At 74.6% G+C, this 19437-nt stretch carries 18 protein-coding genes; 11 read left to right on the top strand and 7 right to left on the bottom strand.

The features are described 5' to 3' along the window. Window positions 1–122: 122 nt before the first annotated feature. From ACFOSY_RS19175 to ACFOSY_RS19150, 6 genes are all read left to right on the top strand, one after another. Window positions 123–1343: a prenyltransferase/squalene oxidase repeat-containing protein gene (locus ACFOSY_RS19175; RefSeq protein ID WP_394308409.1), complete on the top strand. Its 1221-nt coding sequence runs from the start codon at window positions 123–125 to the stop codon at window positions 1341–1343. Continuing rightward, a complete protein-coding gene (locus ACFOSY_RS19170) occupies window positions 1340–2017 on the top strand; it encodes an SCO2322 family protein (protein ID WP_394308407.1) in 678 nt (225 codons plus the stop codon). The genes ACFOSY_RS19175 and ACFOSY_RS19170 overlap by 4 nt, the downstream gene beginning before the upstream one ends. Further along, window positions 2010–3194 carry an energy-coupling factor transporter transmembrane component T gene (locus ACFOSY_RS19165; RefSeq protein WP_394308405.1) on the top strand — a complete coding sequence of 395 codons (1185 nt, stop codon included), beginning with the start codon at window positions 2010–2012 and terminating at the stop codon, window positions 3192–3194. The genes ACFOSY_RS19170 and ACFOSY_RS19165 overlap by 8 nt, the downstream gene beginning before the upstream one ends. Further along, window positions 3191–4855: an ABC transporter ATP-binding protein gene (locus ACFOSY_RS19160; protein WP_394308402.1), complete on the top strand. Its 1665-nt coding sequence runs from the start codon at window positions 3191–3193 to the stop codon at window positions 4853–4855. Before ACFOSY_RS19165 ends, ACFOSY_RS19160 begins: the two co-directional genes overlap by 4 nt. Next, complete coding sequence (locus ACFOSY_RS19155) at window positions 4852–5697, top strand: ECF transporter S component (RefSeq protein WP_394308398.1); 846 nt, start codon at window positions 4852–4854, stop codon at window positions 5695–5697. Before ACFOSY_RS19160 ends, ACFOSY_RS19155 begins: the two co-directional genes overlap by 4 nt. Window positions 5698–6003: 306 nt before the next feature. After that, entirely contained in the window at window positions 6004–6432 is a 429-nt protein-coding gene (locus tag ACFOSY_RS19150) for an aggregation-promoting factor C-terminal-like domain-containing protein (RefSeq protein WP_189480115.1), read from the top strand. A gap of 79 nt (window positions 6433–6511) precedes the next feature. Here ACFOSY_RS19150 and ACFOSY_RS19145 read toward each other — a convergent pair whose 3' ends face one another. Together ACFOSY_RS19145 and ACFOSY_RS19140 are read right to left on the bottom strand one after the other, a co-directional pair. Next, window positions 6512–7183, bottom strand: a complete 672-nt coding sequence (locus ACFOSY_RS19145) for a maleylpyruvate isomerase N-terminal domain-containing protein (RefSeq protein ID WP_394308394.1) — start codon at window positions 7181–7183, stop codon at window positions 6512–6514. Between the two features lie 19 nt (window positions 7184–7202). Continuing rightward, window positions 7203–7808 carry a hypothetical protein gene (locus ACFOSY_RS19140; protein WP_394308392.1) on the bottom strand — a complete coding sequence of 202 codons (606 nt, stop codon included), beginning with the start codon at window positions 7806–7808 and terminating at the stop codon, window positions 7203–7205. Between the two features lie 81 nt (window positions 7809–7889). Here ACFOSY_RS19140 and ACFOSY_RS19135 point away from each other — a divergent pair, with 81 nt between their 5' ends. Next, entirely contained in the window at window positions 7890–9542 is a 1653-nt protein-coding gene (locus tag ACFOSY_RS19135) for a hypothetical protein (protein ID WP_394308390.1), read from the top strand. Here the strand turns inward: ACFOSY_RS19135 and ACFOSY_RS19130 are convergent. After that, window positions 9496–11607, bottom strand: coding sequence for a bifunctional glycosyltransferase 87/phosphatase PAP2 family protein (locus ACFOSY_RS19130; RefSeq protein ID WP_394308387.1), 2112 nt, complete (start codon window positions 11605–11607; stop codon window positions 9496–9498). The genes ACFOSY_RS19135 and ACFOSY_RS19130 overlap by 47 nt on opposite strands. Window positions 11608–11996: 389 nt before the next feature. Here ACFOSY_RS19130 and ACFOSY_RS19125 point away from each other — a divergent pair, with 389 nt between their 5' ends. Both ACFOSY_RS19125 and ACFOSY_RS19120 read left to right on the top strand, forming a co-directional pair. Then, on the top strand, window positions 11997–13466 hold the full coding sequence (locus ACFOSY_RS19125; RefSeq protein ID WP_394308385.1) for an MFS transporter: 1470 nt from the start codon (window positions 11997–11999) through the stop codon (window positions 13464–13466). A gap of 80 nt (window positions 13467–13546) precedes the next feature. Continuing rightward, window positions 13547–14224 carry an O-methyltransferase gene (locus tag ACFOSY_RS19120; protein WP_394308383.1) on the top strand — a complete coding sequence of 226 codons (678 nt, stop codon included), beginning with the start codon at window positions 13547–13549 and terminating at the stop codon, window positions 14222–14224. Between the two features lie 39 nt (window positions 14225–14263). Here the strand turns inward: ACFOSY_RS19120 and ACFOSY_RS19115 are convergent, their stop codons facing one another. After that, the gene (locus ACFOSY_RS19115; RefSeq protein ID WP_394308381.1) at window positions 14264–14656 is read right to left on the bottom strand and encodes a hypothetical protein; all 393 of its coding nucleotides are present in this window, start codon (window positions 14654–14656) and stop codon (window positions 14264–14266) included. 102 nt (window positions 14657–14758) lie between these two features. On the opposite strand from ACFOSY_RS19115, the gene ACFOSY_RS19110 reads away from it, so the two are divergent. After that, complete coding sequence (locus tag ACFOSY_RS19110) at window positions 14759–15196, top strand: DnaJ family domain-containing protein (RefSeq protein WP_394308379.1); 438 nt, start codon at window positions 14759–14761, stop codon at window positions 15194–15196. A 54-nt stretch (window positions 15197–15250) separates the two neighbouring features. Here ACFOSY_RS19110 and ACFOSY_RS19105 read toward each other — a convergent pair whose 3' ends face one another. Next, entirely contained in the window at window positions 15251–15937 is a 687-nt protein-coding gene (locus tag ACFOSY_RS19105; RefSeq protein WP_394308377.1) for a hypothetical protein, read from the bottom strand. Window positions 15938–15942: 5 nt separating this feature from the next. Beyond that, window positions 15943–16617: a hypothetical protein gene (locus tag ACFOSY_RS19100; RefSeq protein WP_394308374.1), complete on the bottom strand. Its 675-nt coding sequence runs from the start codon at window positions 16615–16617 to the stop codon at window positions 15943–15945. Between the two features lie 189 nt (window positions 16618–16806). On the opposite strand from ACFOSY_RS19100, the gene ACFOSY_RS19095 reads away from it, so the two are divergent. Continuing rightward, on the top strand, window positions 16807–17301 hold the full coding sequence (locus ACFOSY_RS19095; protein WP_394308372.1) for a GNAT family N-acetyltransferase: 495 nt from the start codon (window positions 16807–16809) through the stop codon (window positions 17299–17301). Between the two features lie 21 nt (window positions 17302–17322). Here ACFOSY_RS19095 and ACFOSY_RS19090 read toward each other — a convergent pair whose 3' ends face one another. Next, entirely contained in the window at window positions 17323–19428 is a 2106-nt protein-coding gene (locus tag ACFOSY_RS19090; protein ID WP_394308370.1) for a DHA2 family efflux MFS transporter permease subunit, read from the bottom strand. Window positions 19429–19437 lie beyond the last annotated feature (9 nt).

Below are 19437 nucleotides of genomic sequence, written 5' to 3'. Positions count from 1 at the left end.
TCGTGACCGGCTCACGTGCCCGGCATCCCGCCGGCGCACGGGCACCGTCGAGGTATACGGAGCCGAGCCGCCGGGGTGTCCCGCGCTGCCCGGCCCTCTTCAGGGAGAGGCACCCGCCCGTCATGAACGTCCGCCGCAGCGCAGCGGTGCTGGCCGCCGTCGCCGTCCTCGGCGCCGCCGCACCGGCCGCAGCCGACTCGTCCCCGTCGCCGACCCCGCAGGCACTGCCGTCCGCGCTGTACGGGGACGCGGACCCGCAGTACGACGGGGTGTGGCGCCAGTCGCTCGCCCTGCTCGCCCAGCACGCCGCCGGGGTCGAGCCGCCGAAGGCCGCCGTCGGCTGGCTGGCCGGCCAGCAGTGCGCCGACGGTTCCTTCGCGCCGTTCCGCGCCGACCCGTCCGCCGCGTGCGACGACAAGACCATGGTGGACACCAACCAGACCGCCGCCGCCGTGCAGGCGCTCGCCGCGCTCGGCGGGCACGACGCCGTCACGGAGAAGGCCGTCGGCTGGCTGAAGTCCGTGCAGAACAAGGACGGCGGCTGGGGCTACACCGCGGGCGGCGCCAGCGACACCAACTCCACGTCCGTGGTCGTCGGCGCGCTCGCCGCCGCCGGTGAGCGGCCGGGCGAGGTGAAGAAGGGCGGCAAGTCCCCCTACGACGCGCTGCTCGGCCTGGAGCTGCCCTGCACCGGCAAGGGCGCGGGCGCGTTCGCGTTCCAGCCGGAGAAGGACGGCTCGCTGACCGCCAACGCGGACGCGACCGCGGCGGGCGTGCTCGGCGCGCTCGGCCAGGGACTGCTGGCCGAGCCCGGCAAGGGCGAGGGCGGCGCGGCCGGCTCCTGCGTCAAGGCGACCACCCCCGAGCAGGCCGCCGCCAACGGCGCCGCCCACCTGGCCGGCGCGCTCGCCGCGACGGGTCACCTGCTCGCCGCGACGCCCGGCGCCGAGAAGCAGCCCGACGTCGGCAACACCGCCGACGCGGTGGTCGCGCTCGCCGCCCAGGGCGACCAGGCCCAGGCGAAGAAGTCGTACGCCTGGCTGGAGAAGAACGCCTCAGGCTGGGCCGCGCAGAGCGGGCCCGCCGCCTACGCGCAGCTGATCCTCGCCGCCCACGCGACCGGCGCGGACCCGCGTGCCTTCGGCGGCACGGACCTGGTGAAGCAGCTCCAGGCCACCGGCCCGGCCGCCCCGGAGAAGACCACGAAGGCGGCGGAGAGCGCCGAGGAGGAGAAGGACGAGTCCTCCCCGTTCGGCGTGTGGTGGTTCGTCGGCGTCTGCCTGGTCGCGGGCATCGGCATCGGCTTCCTGATCAGCAACCGCACCAAGAGGCAGCAGCCGTGATCCGCCGGGCCGCCGTGCTGTTCCTGGCCGCGCTGCTGCCCGTGCTCGCCGGCGCCGGCCAGGCGTCGGCCGCCGGGTACCGCTACTGGTCCTTCTGGGAGCGGGACGGCTCGGCGTGGACGTACGCCACCGTGGGTCCGTCGCTGGCGCGGCCCGCGGACGGCGACGTCCAGGGCTTCCGCTTCTCGGTCAGCGAGGACTCCGGTGACGCGGCCAAGCCGCGCGGCGCCGCCGACTTCGGCGCGATCTGCGCGAGGACGCCCGCGAAGGACGGCACGAAGCGGGTGGCGCTGGTGCTCGACTTCGGCACGCCCGCCGACGCCCCGTCCGGGGAGCGGCCGCCGGCCGGCCGCACGGCCTGCGCGCAGGTGGCCCAGGACGCCACGACGGCGGAGGCCCTCGCCTCGGTCGCCAAGCCCCTGCGCTACGACAGCAACGCGCTGCTGTGCGCGATCGAGGGCTATCCGGCGAAGGGCTGCGGCGAGCAGGTGGCCACCGGCGGCAGGACGTCGGACGGAGAGACGTCCGCGTCCGGCACGGAGCGGACCGGCACGGAGCCGACCGGCGCGCAGGACGACGGCGGCTCCGGGCCCTCGGTGGGGCTGATCGGGGGCGCGACGGTGATCGTCGTACTGGGCGCCGCCGCCGTCTGGCAGGTCCGCCGCCGTGCGTGAGTCCCGCGGCTCCGGGCGTCCGGGCCTCGCCCCGCCGCGCCCGGAGCGGGGGACGCCGCCCGCCGGCGGCCCCGTTCCGCGCTCGCGCCGCGCCCAGCCGCACCCCGGCGCGTGGTGGCTGTGGGCGCTCGCGCTGGGCACCGCGGCCACCCGCACCACCAACCCGCTGCTGCTCGCCCTGCTGATCACCGTCTCCGGGTACGTGGTGGCCGTCCGCCGCCCGCACACGCCGTGGGCCCTCTCCTACGGCGCGTTCGTGAAGCTCGCGGCCGCCGTGCTGCTGCTGCGCCTCGCCTTCGCGGTGGTCCTCGGCTCCCCCGTCCCCGGCACCCACACCGTGTTCACGCTGCCCGAGGTGCCGCTGCCCGACTGGGCGCAGGGCATCCGCCTGGGCGGCCGGGTCACCGCCGAGGGCCTCGCCTTCGCCCTGTACGACGCGCTGCGGCTGGCCGCGCTGCTGATCTGCGTGGGCGCCGCGAACGCCCTGGCCGGCCCGTCCCGTCTGCTGAAGTCGCTGCCCGGCGCCCTGTACGAGCTGGGGGTGGCCGTGGTGGTGGCGCTGACCTTCGCGCCGAACCTCGTCGCCGACGTGCGCAGGCTGCGCGCCGCCCGCCGGCTGCGCGGCCGCCCCGACAAGGGCGTGCGCGGTCTGGTGCAGGTCGGACTGCCGGTGCTGGAAGGCGCGTTGGAGCGCTCGGTGTCCCTGGCCGCCGCGATGGACGCGCGCGGGTACGGCCGTACCGCCGAGGTGCCGCCCGCCGTGCGGCGCACCACGGCCGCCCTCACGCTCGGCGGTCTGCTGGGCGTGTGCGCGGGCACGTACGGGCTGCTCACCGCCGCGGGCGGCAGTTACGGACTGCCCGTGCTGTTCGCCGGGCTCGCGTCGGCGCTCGCGGGCCTGTGGCTGGGCGGCCGGCGCACCCTGCGCACCCGCTACCGCCCGGACCCGTGGGACGCGCGCGCCTGGCTGGTCACCGCGTCCGGCGTGTCCGTGGCGGCGCTCCTGGTCCTGGCCGGCTCGCTGGATCCCGGGGCCCTGCACCCCGGTGTGGTCCCGCTGGAGCCGCCCACCCTGCCCCTGTGGCCGGCGGCGGCCGTGCTGATCGGCCTGCTGCCCGCCTTCGTCACCCCCGCCCCCGAGGCGGTCCGCGACACCCGCGAGGAGCCGACGCCGTGATCCGCTTCGAGAACGTGTCGGTGACCTACGACGGCGCGGCCGAACCCGCCGTCCAAGGCGTCGACTTCGAGGTCCCGGAGGGCGAACTGGTCCTGCTGGTGGGCCCGTCCGGCGTCGGCAAGTCGACGGTGCTGGGCGCGGTGAGCGGTCTGGTCCCGCACTTCACCGGCGGCACCCTGCACGGCAGGGTCACCGTCGCGGGCCGCGACACCCGCACGCACAAGCCGCGCGAACTCGCCGACGTGGTGGGGACGGTGGGCCAGGACCCGCTGTCCCACTTCGTGACGGACACGGTGGAGGACGAACTCGCCTACGGCATGGAGTCGCTGGGCCTGCCGCCCGAGGTGATGCGCCGCCGGGTGGAGGAGACCCTGGACCTGCTGGGCCTGGCCGGCCTGCGGGACCGGCACATCTCCACGCTGTCCGGCGGCCAGCGGCAGCGGGTGGCCATCGGCTCGGTCCTCACCCCGCACCCGAAGGTGCTGGTCCTGGACGAGCCGACGTCCGCCCTGGACCCCGCGGCGGCCGAGGAGGTGCTGGCCGTCCTCCAGCGCCTGGTGCACGACCTGGGCACGACGGTCCTGATGGCCGAGCACCGCCTGGAGCGGGTCGTGCAGTACGCCGACCAGGTCGCGCTGCTGCCGGGCGCCGGCGAACGGCTCCGGCAGGGGAGTCCCGCGGAGGTGATGGCAGTGTCCCCCGTCTGCCCGCCGGTGGTCGAGCTGGGCCGGCTGGCCGGCTGGTCCCCGCTGCCCCTGACCGTCCGCGACGCCCGCCGCAGGGCGGCCCCGCTGCGGGAACGCCTGGAGGGCGGGCAGCCCGCGCGGGACACCGCGCCGCCGCGGACCGCTCCCCCGGCGAAACGCCTCTTCGGACGGGTGAAGAAGGAGAGCGCCGACGCCCCGGAGCCGGTGGCGGAGGTGCGGTCCCTCGCCGTCCGCCGCGACCGCGTGCGGGCGCTGACCCATGTGGACCTCACCGTCGTCCCCGGCGAGACGGTCGCGCTCATGGGCCGCAACGGCGCCGGCAAGTCGACGCTGCTCGGCGCGCTGGTCGGTCTGGTCGCCCCGTCCTCCGGGTCGGTCCGCACCGGCGGCGCGGTCCCGCACCGCACCCGCCCCCGCGACCTGGTCCGCAAGGTCGGCCTGGTCCCGCAGGAACCCCGGGACCTGCTGTACGCGGACACGGTGGCGGCGGAGTGCGCGGCCGCCGACCGGGACGCGGAGGCGGAGCCCGGCACCTGCCGTGCGCTGCTCAACGAGCTGCTGCCGTCGGTGGCCGACGACATGCACCCGCGCGACCTGTCCGAGGGGCAGCGGCTCACCCTCGCCCTCGCGGTGGTGCTGACCTCCCGGCCGCTCCTGCTGCTGCTCGACGAGCCGACCCGCGGCCTGGACTACGCGGCGAAGGCCCGGCTGACGGCGATCCTGCGCGGGCTGGCCGCCGAGGGCCACGCCATCGTCCTGGCGACGCACGACGTGGAGCTGGCGGCGGAGCTGGCGCACCGGGTGGTGCTGCTCGCCGAGGGCGAGGTGATCGCGGACGGCCCGTCGGCGGAGGTGGTCGTGGCGTCCCCGGCGTTCGCCCCGCAGGTGGCGAAGATCCTCGCGCCGCAGCCCTGGCTCACGGTCGCCCAGGTCAAGGAGGCGCTGGAGCGATGAGCGCGCCGACCCCCGCACGGCCCGCGGACCGCCAGGCCCGCGCCCTCCGTCTCGGTCCCCGCACCTGGCTGGCGCTCGCCCTGGTCAGCGCGGTGGGCGTGGCCGGCTTCGGCTGGCCGTTCCTCGCCCCGCCCGACGCGGCGGTGAACGCGCACCAGGGTGACGCCCCGTGGCTGTTCGCCGGGCTGCTGGTGCTGCTGGTGGCCGTGGTGGGGGCGGCGCTGTCGGAGTCGGACCTGGGCGCGAAGGCCGTGGCGATGCTCGGTGTGCTCGCGGCGGCGGGCGCGGCCCTGCGGCCCGTCGGCGCGGGCACGGCAGGACTGGAGCCCATGTTCTTCCTGATGGTGCTCAGCGGCCGGGTCCTCGGCCCGGGCTTCGGCTTCGCCCTGGGCTCGGTCACGATGTTCGCGTCCGCGCTGCTCACCGGCGGGGTGGGCCCCTGGCTGCCGTTCCAGATGCTGGCGATGGGCTGGTTCACGATGGGCGCGGGCTTCCTGCCCGGCCCGGACCGGCTGCGGGGCCGCCTCGAGGTCTGGATGCTCGCCGCGTACGGCTTTCTGGCCGCCTTCGCCTACGGCACGGTGATGAACCTGGCGGGCTGGACCTTCATGAGCTCGCTGGCCTCGAACATCGCCTTCGACGGCGACGACCCGGTGTCCGCCAATCTGGCCCGCTTCGTCGCGTACTGCCTGGCCACCTCCCTGGGGTGGGACCTGGGGCGGGCCGTGATCACGGTGGTGCTCACCCTCACCGTCGGCGCGACGGTGCTGCGGGCGCTGCGCCGCGCCACGCGCCGGGCCGCTTTCGAGGCCCCGGTCACTTTCGGCGACACCCCTCGGTAGGCGTGCGTGCGCGGGCCGTGGGCGAGGTGGTGAAGCACCCCACATGACCCGGGTCACATACGAAGGAGGGCCGTAGACCGGCCGCTCCCTCACTTCCCGCCGACGCCCGCCAAACCGGACGTTGCGGACATGGGGTGACAGGCACCTCCGACCATCGGTAGTAAAAGGGACCTTTGCGGGCAATCCCGGGATTTGTTTCTGTGGAGCAGTCGCCAGGCGCCGACGCCCTCCACGGGTCGCGGCGCCGACGTTTGCCCGCCTCACGGCGGGCGCGCGACTCCCCTGCTTCCGACCGAAAGGCCGCCTGTGTCCGCCGTTTCCCTCCTCCGCTCCGTCGCCACCCCGAAGAAGGCCCTCGCCGGTGCCGCCCTGACGGCCGCCACCTGCGGCACGCTGATCGCCGCCGCGCCCGCGCAGGCCGCGACCACGGCGGCCCCCGCGTCCGCCTCCTCGGCCCAGGCGACCGCGAAGAAGATGATCGGCAACTCGGCCGAGTTCCAGTGCTTCTCGAACATCGTGTCGCACGAGAGCGGCTGGAACCCGCAGGCCACCAACGCCTCCAGCGGCGCCTACGGCCTGGTGCAGGCGCTGCCGGCCTCCAAGATGGCCTCGGCGGGATCCGACTGGAAGACCAACCCGGCCACCCAGATCAAGTGGGGCCTGGACTACATGAAGGACCGCTACGGCAGCGCCTGTGACGCCTGGTCCTTCTGGCAGGCCAACAACTGGTACTGAGCGTCACCCCTGATACCGAAGGCGGCGGCCCCCCGATCCCCGGGGCCGCCGCCTTCGCCTGTCTCGGAGCTCCTGAGTGTCAGCCCAGGATCAGTGGCAGCCGCGCGGTGAGGCCGCCCAGCGCGGCGGTCTCGTCGGCGGTGGGCGTGCGCCGGCCCGTGCCGAGCAGCAGGGCGTCCGTGTCGGACAGTTCCGCGGGGAACGGGGCGCCCGCGATCCGCTCCAGCGCGGCGCGGGCGGCCGTCAGTGTCCCGGCCGGGGGCTGCGGGGCGGACGGCAGGTGGGCGATCAGGTCCAGGTGGTGCAGCGTCCATTCGAGGACGTACGCCGCGAGGTAGTCGCCGGCGGTCAGCACCTTGTCCTTGGTGCTCACGAGGGCGGCGGGATCGGCCAGTCCGGCCGCCCGCCCGGCCGCGGAGCCCACGTCGTCCAGGTGGAACCTCAACAGCGCGGGATCGCCGTAGGCGGCGGCCAGACGCGGGATGAGCGCGTCCAGCGGGTCGTCGCCGGTGGGCGGGTCGACGAGGTCCCAGTACGTCGTCGCGTCCGCCGTGGGTGCGGTGCCGGCGGGCGTGACGAGCGTGATGAGGACGTCCTGCGCGTCGATGACGAGATGGCAGACGAGGTCCCGCACCAGCCAGCCCCGGCAGCCGGACGGCCGTCCGAAGTCCTCGCCGGGAATTGCGGCCACGGCGGCGAGCAGCGCGCCCCAGCTGCGGGAGAAGTCACCGGTCCCCATGTCGCGTGCCATGTCCCGGATCCTAGGCGCTTCAGATCTCCCCGGCGTCCCGCAGCCACGCCGTGAAGTCCTCCGTCAGCGCGGGCGGGTTGGCGGCCCGGGTGGCGTGCGCCTCCCAGCCGGGGCGGGCCATGTCGAAGACGACGACCGGCAGCGGGCGGCCGAGGACGCGCTCGATCACCCCGTCGGCGTGCAGCTGCCGGGCCAGGTCGATCACGGCGTCGCAGAAGTGCGCGCGCAGCAGTGCGGCGCGGGCGGCCACGTCCTCGTCGTCGAGCAGCCGGTCCAGGTCGACCTCCCCGTCGTACCAGACGCCGAGACTCCGGACCTCCTCCTCGTACACCCGGCTGCCGACCGGGTCCTCGGGGACGTTGCCGAGCGTCTCGAAACCCTCGAGGAGCCAGTGGGCGTAGTTCCAGCGGGCCTCGCCGTCGTCGTCCGGGGCGCGCTCCCGCTCGTACTGCGTCTCGGTGTTGTAGCCGACGGCCACGTACGGGCGGCGGTCGTCGTCGTCCACCCGCCAGACGCGGAAGGACAAGGCGTAGATCTCGGGCCTGAGTTCGGCCGGGAAGCGTTCGAGGACGCCGACGGCCGCGGTGCGCAGGTGGGCGAGGAAGGTCTCCGGTCGATCCGTCATCCGGGGAGCATCCCATCCGTCAACGACAGGCGATGGGACCCCCCTTGAGGAGTGAACGCCGGGACCGAGTATGACGTCCTCATGATCGTGCCCTCTGCCGACCTCACCCTGCTCCGGCGCCCCGGCCCGGCCCCGGAACGCGGGCGGACCGTCCGTTCCTTCTGCCGGCGTCGTCGCGTGCCGCTCCTGGCCGTGTCGGCCGTGCTGCCGCTGTACGCGCTGTGGTGGGCGGTGCTGGCCACCGGCGGCGGCGACCTCGCCGCCCAGGACGCGTGGGCGGATTTCGCGGGGCGGCACGGCTCGTCGGCGTACAGCCTGTTCTGGTACGGCGGCATGCACACCGCCAACTACAGCCTCATATCCCCGTACCTGATGGCGGCGGTCGGGGTGCGGGCGCTCACCGTGGCGTCCGGGCTGGCCGCCACCTGGATCGCGGCGGTGCTGGTCGCACGGGCGCTGCCGCGCCGGCCGGTCGCGCCCGCGCTGCTGGCCGCGCTCGGCCTGTGGGGCAACGTGGCCTCGGGGCGCACCACGTTCGCCCTGGGAATCGCCTTCGGTCTCGCCGCGTGTCTGTACCTCACCGGTCCGCGCCTCACCGAGCAGAAACGTCTCGTCCTCACCGGCGCCTACGCCGCCCTCGCCACCATGGCGTCCCCGGTCGCGGGGCTGTTCCTCGCGGTCGTCGGGGCGGGCCACGTACCGGTGCGGCGGCCGGGTCCCGCGGTCGCCCTGATGCTGCCGCCCGCCCTGGTGGTCGGGGTGACCAGTCTCCTCTTCCCCTTCCACGGGGAGCAGTTGATGCCCGCGGGCCGGATATGGACACCCGCGGTCCTCGGGATCGCGGTCGCGGTGCTGTCCCCGCCGTCCTGGCGGGTGGCGCGGTGGAGCGGCGCCGTCTACGCGGCCGGGACCGTGCTGGTGTTCCTGATCCCCTCGCCCATCGGCACGAACCTCGAGCGGTTCGCCGAGTACGCCGCTCCCGTCGCGCTGCTGGTGGCCCTGCTCGCGCAGCCGCGGCTGCGGGCGGTGCGGCGCGGCCTGCTGGTGGCCGCGCTGGTGTTCTCGGTGGGGTGGACCGGCAAGAAGACCGTCGACGACCTGAAGGTGTCCACATCCGTCCCGGCCTGGGCGGCGCAGACGGAGGGGGTCGTACGCGCCCTGGAGGCCCTCGGCGCCGACCGGACGCGAGTGGAGGCGGTGCCCGCCCGCAACCACCGGGAGGCGGTGGCGCTCGCCCCGCACGTCCACCTCGCGCGGGGCTGGAACCGGCAGCTCGACATGGAGCGGGCCCGGCTGTTCTACGACGGCTCGTTTTCCGCCGCCACGTACCGGGCGTGGCTGGACCGGTGGGCGGTCGGGTTCGTGGTGCTGCACGACGGGAAGCCCGACGGGTACGCCGAGGAGGAGGCGCGGCTGGTGCGGGAGCGGCGGCCCGACTGGCTGGTGCCGGTGTGGCGGGACGCGCACTGGGCGGTGTTCCGGGTCCGGGACGCGGTGCCGCTGGTGTCCGCGCCGGGGTCGGTGGTGCGGACCTCCGGCGCGGAGCTGGTGCTGCGAGTTCGGCGGCCCGGGACGGTGACCGTGCGGATCGCGTACTCGCCGTGGCTGCGGGTGGACGGTGGCGGGTGCCTGTCCCGCGCGGGCGAGTTCACCCGGCTCACCATGACCGCGCCCGGCGAGTACCGGATCAGCTCGGAGTACGGTCCTTCTCCGGCGCGGACGGAGAGCTGCTGACCTCCTTCGCGTCCTTCGCGTCCTTCGCGCCCTTCGCGTCCTCCGCGTCCCGCTCGCTGTTCTCGGCCGCCGCCGTGACCGTGCGGGCCCGGGGGCCCTGAAGCAGGTACGTCAGGCCGAACCCGGCGCCGACGACGACCGCGCCGCCGGCCGCGTCCAGGATCCAGTGGTTGCCGGTCGCGACGATCGCGGCGGCCGTGAACAGCGGATGCAGCAGCCCGAGGGCCTTCATCCACACCCGGGGCGCGATGACCGCGATCACCAGGCCGCACCACAGCGACCAGCCGAAGTGCAGCGACGGCATCGCCGCGTACTGGTTGGTGAGCGCGGTCAGCGTGCCGTAGTCGGGCTGGGAGAAGTCCTGCACGCCGTGGACCGTGTCGATGATGCCGAGGTCCGGCATCAGACGCGGCGGGGCCAGCGGGTACAGCCAGAAGCCGGCCAGGGCGAGCAGGGTGGCGAAGCCGAGGGCGGAGCGCGCCCAGCGGTAGTGGACGGGGCGGCGCCAGTAGAGCAGGCCGAGCACGGTCAGCGGCACGACGAAGTGGAACGACGTGTAGTAGAAGTCGAAGAACTGCCGCAGCCAGCCCACCTGCACCACGGCGTGGTTGACCGCGTGCTCGATGTCCAGGTGGAGCAGGCGCTCCAGGTCGAGGATCTGCTCGCCGTGCTCCTCGGCGCGGGCGCGGCCCGCCTCGTTGCTGCCGCCGGTCGCGGCGAGGCGCACCCTGGCGTATCCGGCGTAGGTGACGCGGATGAGCAGCAGCTCCAGCAGCAGGTTCGGCCGGATCAGCACCCGCCGCAGGAACGGCAGCAGCGGCACGAACGCGAACCGGGCCGGCACGGGCGGGGCGTACGGCGTCGGCACCGGTTCGCGGAAGTACGGCGAGGTGCGGCCGAGGAACGGCACGGCGGTGGCGGCGGCCAGCGCGGCGAGCAGCACCACGTTGTCGCGCAGCGGGTGCAGGAACGCCATGTTCGGCAGCATCATCTTGGCCGGCAGCGTCATCACCAGGACGACGGCGACGGGCCACACCAGCCGGTCGCGGGCGCGTGTGCCGACCCGGCCGACGACGGTGAGCAGCACCCACAGCAGCTGGTGCTGCCAGGCGGTCGGGGACACCGCTATGGCGGCGCACCCGGTGATGCCGACGGCGAGGAGCAGCTGGCCGTCGCGCGCGTAGTGGACGGCGCGTCTCAGGCCGAGGGCGACGACGGCGGCGCCCAGCAGCAGGAACAGGGCGATCTCCAGCGGACCCTCGAGGCCGAGCCGGAGCAGCGCGCCGTGCAGGGACTGGTTGGCGAGGGCGTCGGCGGGGCCGCCCAGGCCGACGCCCGCCAGGTGGTGCACCCAGTAGGCGGCGGAGTCCTGCGGCATGGCGGCCCAGGCGAGCGCGGTGGCCGAGGCGAAGGTGACGGCCGTCGCGGTGGCGGCCTGGCGGCGGCCGGTGAGCCACAGCAGCGGCGCGAAGAGCAGCAGGGTCGGCTGGAGGGCCGCCGCGACCCCGACGAGGACGCCGCCGGCCCTCTGCCCGTGGGCGACGAAACAGCCGAGCAGGACGAGCAGCACCGGGATGACGCTCGTCTGGCCGAGCCAGAGGGTGTTGCGCACCGGCAGGGACAGCATGAGCAGGCTGACCGCGACGGGCGCGGCGAGCAGCGCGGTGCGCCGGCCGACCGGCTGGGGCAGCGCGCGGGCGGCGATCAGCGCCAGCGCCACCACCAGCAGCAGGGTGCCGAAGGTCCAGCCCCAGCCGAGGGTCTGTTCGGCCGACCGGGTCAGCGGTTTGAGGACGAGCCCGCCGAACGGCGTGCCGGTGAACTCGGTGGAGTCGTAGAGGGAGCCGCTGACGTGCAGCACGCCCTCGGGGCCCACCCAGGTCTCCAGGTCGGTCAGGCGTTCACCGCTCGGGGTGGTGAGGACGAGGGCGACCTGGCGCACCGCGAGGACGGCGGCGAGCAGCCACAGTCCGAGGCGCGCCGCCCGCAGCCGCGCCCGGGTGCCGCCCACGGCCGTCGCGCCGAACGTCTCGGCCGGTCGCCCACTGTGTTCCGCATTCGCCACGCCTCGTCGGCCTCCCGCCCCGTTGTCGCCCCGCGCGTCCCGTGCGGGGGTGGTGCCGTGCGCCGCCCGGCGGGCGCGCACCCCTCGGCTAGGACGCAGGACACCGCCGCTTCACCTGACGGCCCTCTCTCTTTTGTCCGGATGACGATAGTCCGGACGGGATGCGGTTGCCTCGGGGCGACGCGAGAAGGATCACAACCGGCCACCCCCGGCGAAGATCGCCGGGGTCGCGACATGCCTGCGCACACCGCATTTCCGTGCAGTATGCATCGATCCCCGTACCGTACGTAACGGGGGAAACGCCGCCTATCGTCGCTGGCTTGGCCCGCCCGACAGCGCCGCCGCGCGGACCCGTCCCTGTTCCCGACGAAAGGCAGGCGAGCGAAGTCTTGTCGACTGCTCAGGTCGCCCCTCACTCCGTCGCCCCCGGTCCCGCCGGCGCTCCCGCCCCCGGCACGGCCGGTGCGGCACAGGCACCCGACCCCGCCCTCGGCCCCCCGACGGTCACCGACCCCGCGCTGGTCAGGCGCGCCGTGAAGGCGGCCGCGCTCGGCAACGCCATGGAATGGTTCGACTTCGGTGTCTACAGCTACATCGCCGTCACCCTGGGCAAGGTCTTCTTCCCCACGGGCAACGCCACCGCCCAGCTGCTGTCCACGTTCGGCGCCTTCGCCGCGGCCTTCCTGGTCCGCCCGCTCGGCGGCATGGTCTTCGGCCCGCTCGGCGACCGCGTGGGCCGGCAGAAGGTCCTCGCCCTCACGATGATCATGATGGCCGCGGGCACCTTCGCGATCGGCCTGATCCCCTCCTACGCCGCCATCGGCGTGGGCGCCCCGATCCTGCTGCTGGCGGCGCGCCTGGTGCAGGGCTTCTCCACCGGCGGCGAGTACGCCGGCGCGTCCACCTTCATCGCCGAGTACGCCCCCGACAAGCGGCGCGGCTTCCTCGGCAGCTGGCTGGAGTTCGGCACCCTCGCCGGCTACATCGGCGGCGCCGGCCTGGTCACCCTGATGACGGCGCTGCTGTCCACGGACGACCTGCTCTCCTGGGGCTGGCGCGTCCCGTTCCTGATCGCGGGCCCGATGGGCATCATCGGCCTCTACCTGCGGATGCGGCTGGAGGAGACCCCCGCCTTCGCCGCCGAGGTCGCCAAGGCCGAGACCGAGCGCCCGAAGGTGCCGCTGCGCGAGATGGTCACCGGCCAGTGGCGCGCGCTGCTGCTGTGCGTGGGCCTGGTGCTGGTCTTCAACGTCACCGACTACATGCTGCTGTCGTACATGCCGAGCTACCTCACCAGCGAGCTGGGCTACGACGCAACGCACGGCCTGGTCGTCGTGCTCGGCGTGATGGTGCTGATGATGGTCGTGCAGCCGTTCGCGGGCGCGCTGACCGACCGGGTGGGCCGCCGCCCGGTGATGGCGGCCGGCTGTGCGGGCTTCCTCGTGCTGTCCGTGCCGGCGCTGCTGCTGATCCGCGACGGCGGGCTGCTCGCGGTCGCCGCCGGCATGGGCGCGCTCGGCATGCTGCTGGTGTGCTTCACCGCCGCGATGCCGTCCGCGCTGCCCGCGCTGTTCCCCACCCGGGTCCGCTACGGCTCGCTGTCGATCGGCTTCAACGTCTCGGTGTCCCTGTTCGGCGGCACCACCCCGCTGGTGGTCACGGCCCTGATCGGCGTGACCGGCAATGTGATGATGCCCGCCTACTACATGATGGCGGCGGCCGTGATCGGCGGGTTCGCGGTGTGGCGCATGGCCGAGTCGGCCGGCCGCCCGCTGCCCGGCTCGCCCCCGTCGCTGGAGCCCGAGATGCACGGTGCGCACCCCGGGACTCGCCCCGGGACACGCCTCGAAAAGGTCTGACGGGCCCGGGCCGCGCCCCGTATCTTCGACAGCCGATCCGGCGGGGCAGGTCCGGCCGGCCCGACGGAAGGCACACCCGCATGAGCGAGGCGCGGCTCTGGCACGCGGTGGACGACTACTTCACCGGACGGCTCCTGGGCGACGACGGCGACGAGGCCCTGGCGGCGGCGCTGCGCGACAGCGACGCCGCCGGACTCCCGCCCATCGCCGTCTCCCCCCTCCAGGGCAAGCTGCTCCAGCTCCTCGCGCGGCTCCAGGGCGCCCGGCGCGTCCTGGAGATCGGCACGCTCGGCGGCTACAGCACCATCTGGCTGGGCCGCGCGCTGCCCGCCGACGGGCGGCTGGTCACCCTGGAGTACGACCCCCGGCACGCCGAGGTCGCGGTCCGCAACCTCGCCCGCGCCGGACTCGCCGAGCGGGTGGAGGTGCGGGTCGGCCCGGCGCTGGAGACGCTGCCGAAGCTCGCGGACGAGCAGCCGCCGCCGTTCGACCTGGTGTTCATCGACGCCGACAAGGCGAACAACCCGCACTACGTCGAGTGGGCGCTGCGCCTGACGGCCGCGGGCAGTCTGATCGTCCTCGACAACGTGGTGCGCGGCGGCCGGGTCGCCGACCCCGGGAACACCGACCCGGACGTGGTGGGCACCCGCGCCGCCCTGGAGATGTTCGGCACCCACCCGCGGCTGGACGCCACGGCGGTGCAGACGGTCGGGGCGAAGGACCACGACGGGTTCGCGCTGGCGCGCGTGGTGTCCTGAGCGGGCGGGGAGCTTCGCGGCGGGGAGGGCCCGGCGGGCTCAGACCTCGTGGTAGAAGCCCACGTTGACGCTGCGCGGGGCGGTGCGGTCCAGGATCACGACCTCGCCGCTGCCGCCCCGGGGCAGCGGCACGGTCCCGCCGTACGCGAGCGGCTGGGCGTACTCCCCGACGGTCAGCCGCACCTCCGACGACGGCTCGGGCAGCGAGCCGCGCAGCCAGGTCAGATGCCAGCTGCCGTCCTGCGCGCACTGGAACTCCAGATGCACCCTGGACACGAACAGCCAGTCGTCCGGCGTCGCCAGACGGCACAGGGACGTGTCCCGGCCCACCCGCAGCACGGTGCCCGGCTCGCTGGGCGCGTCGGCCATCAGCATCCCGGCCGTGGCGCCCGCTTCCGCCGCGGACACCGCGGCCATGGTGAGTTCGAGCACGTGCGCTCCTCCTGAGAGGTCCTGGGGGCGGAACGGCCGGATCGGCCGCCCGCCGCCAGATGATAAAACGCCCGGCCGTACCGCGTCCGGCACAATGGGGTCATGACCGAGCGCAAGCCACCCGGCGTCGACTTCGAGAGCTGGGTCGACAAGCAGATCCGCGATGCCGACGCGCGCGGGGAGTTCGAACGGCTCGAGGGCGCCGGCCGGCCGCTGCCGCCCGAGGTGGAGAGCACCTACGACGAACTGTGGTGGGTCAAGCGGAAGATGGTCCGCGAGGGCATGTCGGTGCTGCCGCCGACGCTGGCCCTGCGCAAGGAGGCCGAGGACGCGCTGGAGGCGGCCCTCACAGCCCCCTCGGAGCGGGTGGTGCGGAAGATCATCGCGGAGATCAACGCGAAGATCAGCGACATGATGTTCAAGCCGCCGCCCGGCCCCCCGCTGGGCAAGAAGCCGTACGACGTCGAGGACGTCGTACGCCGGTGGCGGGAGCGCCGGGCGGCGTCGGACGGACGTGACGGGCAGGGCTCACAAGGCTGACAGCACTGACAGCACTGACAGGACCGACGGCGCGGGCGGGGCGCACAGGGCGGCTCAGACGCCCAGCAGGCGCTCCGCCAGTTCGCGGTAGTCCCGCAGCGCGAGCCGCAGTTGCTCGGTGTCGGCGGCCGGAGCGGTGTCGCCCTTCCGCGGGTCGCCGGAGGCGGGCGTCTTCCAGTTCTGCGCGAGAGTGCGGCGGCGCTCGGTGAGCGCGTCGGTCAGCCGCTCGGTGATCTCGCGCAGGACGAGGTCGGCCTCCTCCACGGCGTCCCGCGGCCGGTCCACGAACCCGGCGACGGCCTGCCGCAGTTGCGCGGAAAGACGGTCACAGGTGTCGTCGGCGAGGAGGCGGGACTCGGACCCGGGACGGCCGTGGTGTGCGGACGCGCCGTCCGCCGCGTGGGCGGAGGTGTCCTCGCCGGTGCGCGGGTGGGCCGCGACCAGCGGGCTCTCGGTGCCGGCGGGGCCGGTCCCCGTACCGCTGCCGTGCGCGGTGTCCGTACCGTCGGCGCCGGAGCGGCGCGGGGCGTCGCTCTCGCCGAAGCCGACCGTGGAGTCCGCGCCCCCGCGGCTCGGGGAGGTCCCGGCCCTGCGGCCGGCCTCCGTCTTGCGGCCGAGCGTGGCCGCCTCGTGGCCGGGGTCCGCGGAGGCGGGGCCGGCCGGCGCGGTGTCCGTGCCGTTCGGGCCGTTCGGGCCGTTCGGGATCCAGGTGTCCTGGGTGTGACGGGGTGCCTCGGGCATGACGATCAGCTCTCCTTCGCCTGGCGGCGGCGCAGCAGCGACGGGGTGCGGTGACCGTCGCCGCGGGCGGCGGGGGCGTCCGTGCGGTCGCCGTGCGCGCCACGGTGTCCGCCGTCGTGCCGCGACGGCCGGACCAGCTCCTCGAACAGCGCCCGCGCCTCGACCATCGCCTCGCGCATCTCCTCCGTGCCGGCGGCGCCGTCGTGCGCGCCGTCCGGGTGGGCCCGCGCGACGCGGTGCACGCGGCGGTAGCCCTCGACGTGGTGGGCGTGGTGCACGGACAGCGCCGCGACCTGCTCCTCGTACTGCCCGCCGGCGGGGAAGCCCCGCGTGCCGGCGAGTTCGGCGATCAGGCGGTCCGCCTCGGCGACCGCCTCACGCGGCGCGTCGACGAACCGCTCCTGGGCGGCCGTCCAGCGCGCCTCGTAGCGCTCGCGCTCGGCCGGCTCCAGCGGCCGTACGCGCAGGGAGCCGTGGCGCTCCACGCGCGCGGACAGCTCCCGTTCGGCGGCCTTGGTGTCCCCGTCGTGCCGGGCGACGGCACGCTCGTACTCGGGACCGAAGCGCCGCTTGAGGCTCGCGCCGTGCCGCGGGCCGCGTGCGCGCAGGGTCAGGACGGCCGCGACGGCGACAACGACCGCGACAATCACGATCAACGCAATGATCAGGCCAGTGGACATGAATGCCTTCCGGGGGTTCTCGTCCCAACCGGCACTCCTCGCGAGCCGGTTCGCCCCCACGGGTTGCCCGTTGCACCGCCCACAAACTGCGCGGCGCAGACGGCGGTCTCCGCGGCCCTCGCCTGCCGACCGGTCCCCGGCGGCCAATTCGCTTGCGCCGGGGGCCGGTCGGGCGCCGAGAATGCCGTCATGACCTGGACCGTCGCCCCGGAACGTCCCGGCTCGCCCGCCGCCCTCGCGCTCTGGCGGGCGTACTACACGGAGGTCAGCGACCGCTGGTACCTGCTGCACGAGGGGCGCCGGACCGACCCGGACGAGCTGGAGCGGGAGATCGCCGCGCAGTCGGGCGCGGACCTCGCCCCGCCGCGCGGGCTGCTGCTGGTCGCGCGGTACGCGGGTGAGCCGGCGGGCAGCGCCGGGATCAGGCTGTCGCCGGACGGCACGGCCGCCGAGCTGACCCGGGTGTTCCTGTACGAGCGGATGCGCGGCCGGGGCGGCGCGGCGCTGCTGGTCGGGGCCGCGGAGGAGGAGGCGCGGGCCCGTGGCGCCCGCCGGATGATCCTGGACACCCGCGGCGACCTGGTGGAGGCCCGCGCCCTCTACGCCCGCCTCGGGTACGCCGAGACCGAGCCGCACAACGACGACCCGTACGCCGAGCACTGGTTCGCCAAGCCGCTCGCCTGAGGCCGGGTCACCGCCCGCCTCTCAGCTCGCCGGGGCGGCCGCGCGGGCGGACTGGGGGCGTTCGCCGCGGGAGCCGCACAGCTCGTCGTTGAGTTCGTGCACGAGCTGCACCAGGTCGGTCGGGCGGTCCGGTCCCCACCAGTCGCCCAGCAGCTCGGCCAGGGACTCCTCGCGCGCCCGCGCCAGCCGTTCGCTCACCTCGCGGCCCTCGTCGGTGAGCACCATGTCCAGGCCCCGGCGCACGGCGAGGTGCCGGCTCTCGACCTGCCGGGTCGCCTCCAGGACGACGTCCAGCGGAACGGGGTTGCGTTCGGCGAGCCGGGCCGGTTCCACCGAGCCGTGGCGGCGGATCCGCAGCAGCAGCCAGCTGGACGCGGGCAGCAGGTCGTAGCCCGCGCGGTCGGTGATCTTCCGGTAGATCTCCCGGCGTCCCTCGCGGGTGCCGAGCACCGACAGGGCGCGGTACACCTCGTCGTGCGAGGAGCGTTCCACCGGGTTGGGGGCCAGCGTCTCGGAGGCGTCGGGCGCGGTGACCGAGGCGCGCAGCGGGTCCTCCTTGAGGAACCAGGCCAGCGCGAAGCCCAGCAGCGCGACCGGCACGGCGTACAGGAAGACGTCGGTGATGGCGGTCGAGTAGGCGTCGAGCGCGGCGGGGCGCAACGGGGGCGGCAGGGCGGCGATGCCGCGCGGGTCGGCCTCCAGCGTCTCGGGCGAGACGCCGAGCGGCAGGTCCACGCCGCGGAAGGCCGCGCTGAGCTGGTCGCCGAGCCGGCCGGCGAAGATCGCGCCGAACACGGCGACGCCGAACGAGGCGCCGATGGACCGGAAGAAGGTCGCCCCGGAGGTGGCGACGCCGAGGTCCTCGTAGGGGACGGCGTTCTGCACGATCAGCACCAGGACCTGCATGACCAGGCCGAGACCGAGGCCGAAGACGAAGAAGAACCCGCTCATCACCGCGGTGGAGCTCTGTGTGTCGAGCTGGTGGAGCAGCAGCAGTCCGACGGCGGTGACGGCGGTGCCCGCGATCGGGAACACCTTCCAGCGGCCGGTGCGGCTGACGATCTGCCCGGAGCCGGTGGAGGACAGCAGCATGCCGGCCACCATCGGCAGCATGTGCACCCCGGAGAGGGTGGGGCTGATCCCGTGCACCACCTGGAGGAAGGTCGGCAGATAGGTCAGCGCGCCGAACATCGCGAAGCCGACGATGAAGCTGATCACGGCGGACAGGGTGAACGTCCGCACGCGGAACAGCTTCAGCGGCAGCACCGGTTCGGCGGCCCGGCGCTCCACCGCCACGAACGCGACGATCAGCACGGCGCCCAGCACCGCGAGCCCGATGATCTGCCACGACGCCCAGGGCCAGGTGGTGCCGCCGAGGGAGGCGACCAGCACCAGACAGGTGGCGACGGAGGCGATGAGCAGGGTGCCCAGGTAGTCGATCACATGCTTGGTCGACCGGCGGGGAATGTGCAGCACGGTGGCGATGACGGCGAGCGCGACGATCCCGACGGGCACGTTGACGTAGAACACCCAGCGCCAGCTCAAGTGCTGGGTGAACAGCCCGCCGAGCAGCGGCCCGAGCACGCTGGTCGCGCCGAACACCGCCCCGAACAGGCCCTGGTAGCGCCCGCGTTCGCGAGGCGGCACCAGGTCGCCGACGATCGCCATCGACAGCACGATCAGCCCGCCGCCGCCGAGGCCCTGGAGCGCGCGGAAACCGATCAGCTGAGGCATGTCCTGCGCGGCCCCGCACAAGGCGGAGCCGACGAGGAAGATGACGATGGCGGTCTGGAACAGGCGTTTACGGCCGTACTGGTCGCCGAGCTTGCCCCACAGCGGGGTCGCGGCCGTGGACGCCAGCAGATAGGCGGTGACCACCCAGGACAGGTGCTCCAGGCCGCCCAGGTCGCTGACGATGGTGGGCAGGGCGGTGGAGACGATCGTCTGGTCGAGAGCGGCCAGCAGCAGGCCGAGCAGCAGCGCGCCGATCGACAGCACCACGCTGCTCGACACCTGGTCCGTGTGGTCCGCACCCCCGGACGGTCCCCGCGGGACCGCCGGACCGTCCGGGGGTGCGGACCGCGCGCGTCCCGTGTCCGGCGCCGAACGGTGAGCGTCCCCGGCCATGCGGACCTC

Origin of the sequence: Streptomyces lusitanus, from assembly GCF_042647945.1 — a bacterium.
In the GTDB taxonomy this organism is placed as follows: Bacteria; Actinomycetota; Actinomycetes; order Streptomycetales; family Streptomycetaceae; genus Streptomyces; species Streptomyces pseudogriseolus.
This window is presented reverse-complemented; position numbering and strand designations above follow the sequence as displayed.